This window comes from Gluconobacter sp. NFX36 (assembly GCF_049887835.1).
In the GTDB taxonomy this organism is placed as follows: domain Bacteria; phylum Pseudomonadota; class Alphaproteobacteria; order Acetobacterales; family Acetobacteraceae; genus Gluconobacter; species Gluconobacter japonicus_A.
In genome coordinates this window covers 1-4,496 of sequence record NZ_JAGEKJ010000038.1, presented here as the reverse complement: position 1 = coordinate 4,496, position 4,496 = coordinate 1, and the positions used below count along the sequence as shown (strand labels likewise).

At 41.8% G+C, this 4,496-nt stretch carries 2 protein-coding genes and 1 pseudogene; 1 reads left to right on the top strand and 2 read right to left on the bottom strand.

The window, feature by feature from the left end; translation table 11 throughout:
- Positions 1-145: 145 nt before the first annotated feature.
- Together J4P41_RS15580 and J4P41_RS15575 are read right to left on the bottom strand one after the other, a co-directional pair.
- Positions 146-1,213, bottom strand: a complete 1,068-nt coding sequence (locus tag J4P41_RS15580; RefSeq protein ID WP_426067826.1) for a glycosyltransferase family 32 protein — start codon at positions 1,211-1,213, stop codon at positions 146-148.
- 26 nt (positions 1,214-1,239) lie between these two features.
- Positions 1,240-3,324: a glycosyltransferase family 61 protein gene (locus J4P41_RS15575; RefSeq protein ID WP_426067825.1), complete on the bottom strand. Its 2,085-nt coding sequence runs from the start codon at positions 3,322-3,324 to the stop codon at positions 1,240-1,242.
- Positions 3,325-3,590: 266 nt separating this feature from the next.
- Here J4P41_RS15575 and J4P41_RS15570 point away from each other — a divergent pair.
- Positions 3,591-4,372 (top strand): annotated as a pseudogene (locus J4P41_RS15570) (IS5 family transposase).
- The last annotated feature ends 124 nt before the right edge of the window (positions 4,373-4,496 follow it).

Here is a 4,496-nt window from a genome sequence, read left to right as displayed (position 1 = left end):
AAGCCAATGTCCAACGCTCTGCGAAAGACGCAGCGCTAAAATCAGAGACAAGAACCATCAATCAACACGAAATAACCCTGAAATCAGGATCCAATGGCCCCGATCAAAGGTTCTTCGATCCCTCCAACTGACTGCAAAACCGGCATTACAAGATTAAAGGCGTATTCTGATTTGAATAATGATTTTTAAAAAATTTAATATAATTATCTACGTCACTATATATAAGTCCAGATTGGTAAGAGTCAAAAAATCTATGACTGAATTTTTCGAGTAAATTGCTTATTGTCATTGTATAAACATATGGACCCGTAACCCGAAGAACAGAAAGCTTTCCACTTCCGTAGTAATTTTCTCTATAACGCCCAATTCTAGCTAAAACATTGTTGATAACGGCCTCTAAAAATGGATGCCCATTTTCAGAAATTATATTCCACTGTTGATACTCTCCTCCATCGATAGATGAAACTTCGGGGCCAAGGCCACATCCATCAAAAATTTCACCTGGCTTATTTCGCCATTGAGAAATAAGGTAATGATCGTCATCATGAACAAAGGAATCAAATGCATTATTGGAACTTGACTTAATATCCAGGTAAGCGCCGCCCATCTTATAGAGACAAAGATAACGAAAAAGATCTGCGCGAGCCGCTCCATAACGAGGGTTTATCTTTAAGTACTTTTCTAGAATATCCCATCCGTAATAAGTGTATATAAAATCTAGCCTATCTTGTGCATTCCAATAAATATACTCCCAATTAGGGTTTAACGTTCTTAACTTTTCTACGGATGCTATGAATGCATTGGGAATATTTTTCTCGTCATGTGTCTGATGAATGACTTTTTTTATATGAAAACTTTTTCTTATTTTTGGAAAAGGATAAGCTTCTTTTTTTAATTGAGCATAATCGTTCATCGATTTAATAGTAAATTTCTCCATTTCAAGACAATGCTGACGCCATCCTATAGCACCACCAATATCTGAGCAAAGAAAACCGTCTTTGCTTCGTAAGCAAAAATACCCGCCGTCAAATACAGTGCGTATATCAGAGGCTTCTAAAAAATTATCCGGATATTTAATAATATTACCGCTTATGTCACAGAATAAATTAGGTTCTATTTCTTCTGGAAAGGCATGGTACAATCTTCCATCTTTAGAAACCGAAAGAACCGTGCCAAAACACGAAACAAATATATGTAGAATAGTGTTATCCATAGTAATTTACCTTTTACCTGTTAATTTTAGTCAATAAGGAAATTTTTAATTGCATTTTTCACGCGATCAATATCTACGTACCATCCGTGATTTTCACCATCCTCAAAGAAAAGCATTGAATGATATTTTACACCCGCCATTTGTGCAAGCCGCAGTGGACCGACATTCAGGTAACTGGCTTGAATAAGCTCAATGAGGATCGCATCATTTTGCGCAAAAAACATATTTGATACCCCAGCTCCATGTCCTGCGACCACAAGTTTTGCTGTGCGGAAGACCTCAATCTGCTCTCGTACAGACTTTCCTGTAGCGACATAAATTTCAAATCCCAAACCCTGCAAGCATTTTATTAGCGCAGCTTCATTCAGAATTGATCGCGCTCCTGTATCTTGACGGGATATATATATAAGACGAGATGGGGGAGAGACTGAAAAAAGCTCAACGTTCTTCAAAATATGTGCCTGTAAAGCAACACGTTCAGCTACTAAACAAGGCTGAGGCGTTGATCTTCCAACTAGATGACGGCAATACAATGCCTTGTCTGCCGTAACATATTCATCTCGATCAAGATCAATAATTTCAACGTTTTTATTTTTACCAAAAACTATATCAAAATACTCCCTCCTAAACTGGTTTTTCTTTCCTGTAATTATTGTTACTTTCTCAAGGCCACTTTTAATAAAGACATCATAACATAGGATCGCTGCGCTTAATGCCTCTGCCATAAAATGGTAGTAATTATCATATAAATGATTAAACCCTATTATTGCTACGCCAGGTATATGTCGCTTTAAATGAGGCTTCTGCAGTCCGGACCAAATTGGCTGGTACATAGACGTATATAGATATGGTATTAGATATTCTGACCCTCCAACCGGAACACCGTCAGAAAAGATAAATCCTGATCCACCAACAACACAGTGAGGAAGTTCGTTAACGGACAAATCAAGCCACTCGGGCTTGCATAAATCTTGCCAATTTTTTAAAATTTCTTTTCTTTGATGATCCGCATAGACTTCCTGCTCCTCGATTATCTTAGCCGAATGAATTGTACGCCCGTGCAACACTTCAGAACGTTCTGATGGCGTCTTATAAATTTCCTTACCAAGTTCACTGGCATTACGGAATCCATTGAATAGAAAAGAACCGGCTCTTGCATGAGGTTGAATTGTCTGCAACTCAATCAGTTCCAGATCGACATCAAGCGCAAAAACCGGCGCATTAAAGCCCTTCAGAACGAAAGCCGACATCTCGAATACAGGGCGATCAAATGTGAAATTTTTACGATGTGCCAACTCTGAATAATCAATATTATGCGGCCAATTTTTCGGTATGATCCATGTCTCGCGAATATCAAATGCTGCCATTCCACCATAATGCTCAACGCGATAGGTACCTATATTCTTGCCAATATCAGCCAAAAAATTTACATTAAGTTCGCCAAGAAAATGATTTTCGGCATAGTTATCATGATGACTTTTGTAACCTAGGCTATCCAAATAATCCTTAGCATAAGAGCTCGGCTCTACAAAAACTGCTACAGGGAAAAACTGGCATATTTTTTCAAGAAAATTAGCCACCTCTTCTTGCTTTTCCATATGAGTTAGAGCAAGTGCACTCAAGAAAATTTTAATATCAGTATGCCCCAAAGCCTCATCCAAAGTTTCGACTTCTACAACATCGTACATGGAAATAAGTCGAGGGATGAGTGCCCTTACATTGTAGTTTGTCTTAAGAAAGACAATTTTTTCTCTTTTTTCATTAATGTATTTTTTTTCTTCGTATTCACCAGAAATACATTCAGTATGAACTAAAGATATTTTCTTTTCTGAATAAGAAAAACTAGAAAAAACTACTTCTGTAGTAATACCGTGTTCCTCCTTTATTTCTGTCGACTCCCAGGTAATTACACCTTTATCATCCATTATAATGATGGATCCGTTATGTGTATTCCAATATCTCTTATCGGAATGATCAACTTCCTCGATCAATCCAGAACTACCAAAAACAATTTTACTTGATAAGTCTTCTTCTATCACGTTCTTAAAAGAAAATCGTCGGTCTGCAATATTTCTACGCAAGCAACAATTAGATATTTCTGGTTTTTTCATTTTAGAAATCCAAACCTTTATTTTTCACGAGATATTTTTCCAAACGTGTTCGAGACAGTCTTATCATTGTAAACACGATCAACAGCGTTGCGAAAGCCCTTCTGGGATCTTTGTTTCACGTTTCAGTTTATATGCTCAGGCCTATTAATGTGAGGTCACACATAAAGGGGTCTAGGTGTTTAGGTCACGTTGACAAAAGTCCTATACGGTCTGCCTGAGATCTGATTCACTTTGTATCTGTAGGACAGCAAGCAGAGAGAACAGGCATGGCACGAGGGGATCTGACGGATCGGGAATGGGCGATGATTGGTCCGCTTCTGCCTCCTGAACGTGGACGGTGGGCCCGTCCAGCGGGAGACAACCGCCGGTTTCTCAATGGTATGCTGCATGTTTTGCGAACGGGTTGTCCGTGGCGGGACATGCATGAGCGCTACGGAAAATGGAATTCGGTCTATGTCAGGTTCCGGCGTTGGGCTGAACAGGGCGTGTGGGATGCCGTGCTGCAAACCCTGGTAGACCTTGGCCTGACGGATCACTGGCTGCATATGATCGACAGTACCGTGGTTCGTGCCCATTCCCAGGCCACTGGGGCAAAAGGGGGGCTCATTCGGAGGCTTTTGGTCGATCAGGCGGCGGCTTTACGAGCAAAATCCATGCCCGATGTGACACTCAGGGACGCCCTCTCGGCTTTGTCCTTACCGGAGGCCAGGTCTCGGATTACAAAGCCACAGACGCCCAGATGACGCTGCCTGTCCCGAGCCCCAAAGCCATGCTGGCCGACCGGGGCTATGACAGTGACAGTTTCCGCCAGGATCTGCTGATGCATGGGATCCTGCCGGTCATTCCATCACGCAAAGGTCGCAGCACTCCACAAAACACTGACTGGCGGCGTTACAGGGACCGTAGCCGCATCGAGCGCATGTTCAACAAACTCAAGCAGATGCGCCGCATCGCAACCCGCTACGACAAGACTGCCTTGTCCTTCATGAGTTTCCTCAATATCGCCGCAGCAAGGCTCTGGATTAGGTCTTTTGTCAACGTGACCTAGTCCCGGGATTTGATGGGGTATTATTTTCACGCGAGTGGAAGGAAGCCTTATGGGACAGATACGTCATGGCAGCGCCACGACCACGCACGCCGTGCGAGCAGCAATACGGCGATCGCAGGCTTCG

Coding starts and splice junctions, on each gene's coding strand:
- J4P41_RS15575 (WP_426067825.1), bottom strand. CDS start 3,324: ATGAAAAAACCAGAAATATCTAATTGTTGCTTGCGTAGAAATATTGCA.
- J4P41_RS15580 (WP_426067826.1), bottom strand. CDS start 1,213: ATGGATAACACTATTCTACATATATTTGTTTCGTGTTTTGGCACGGTT.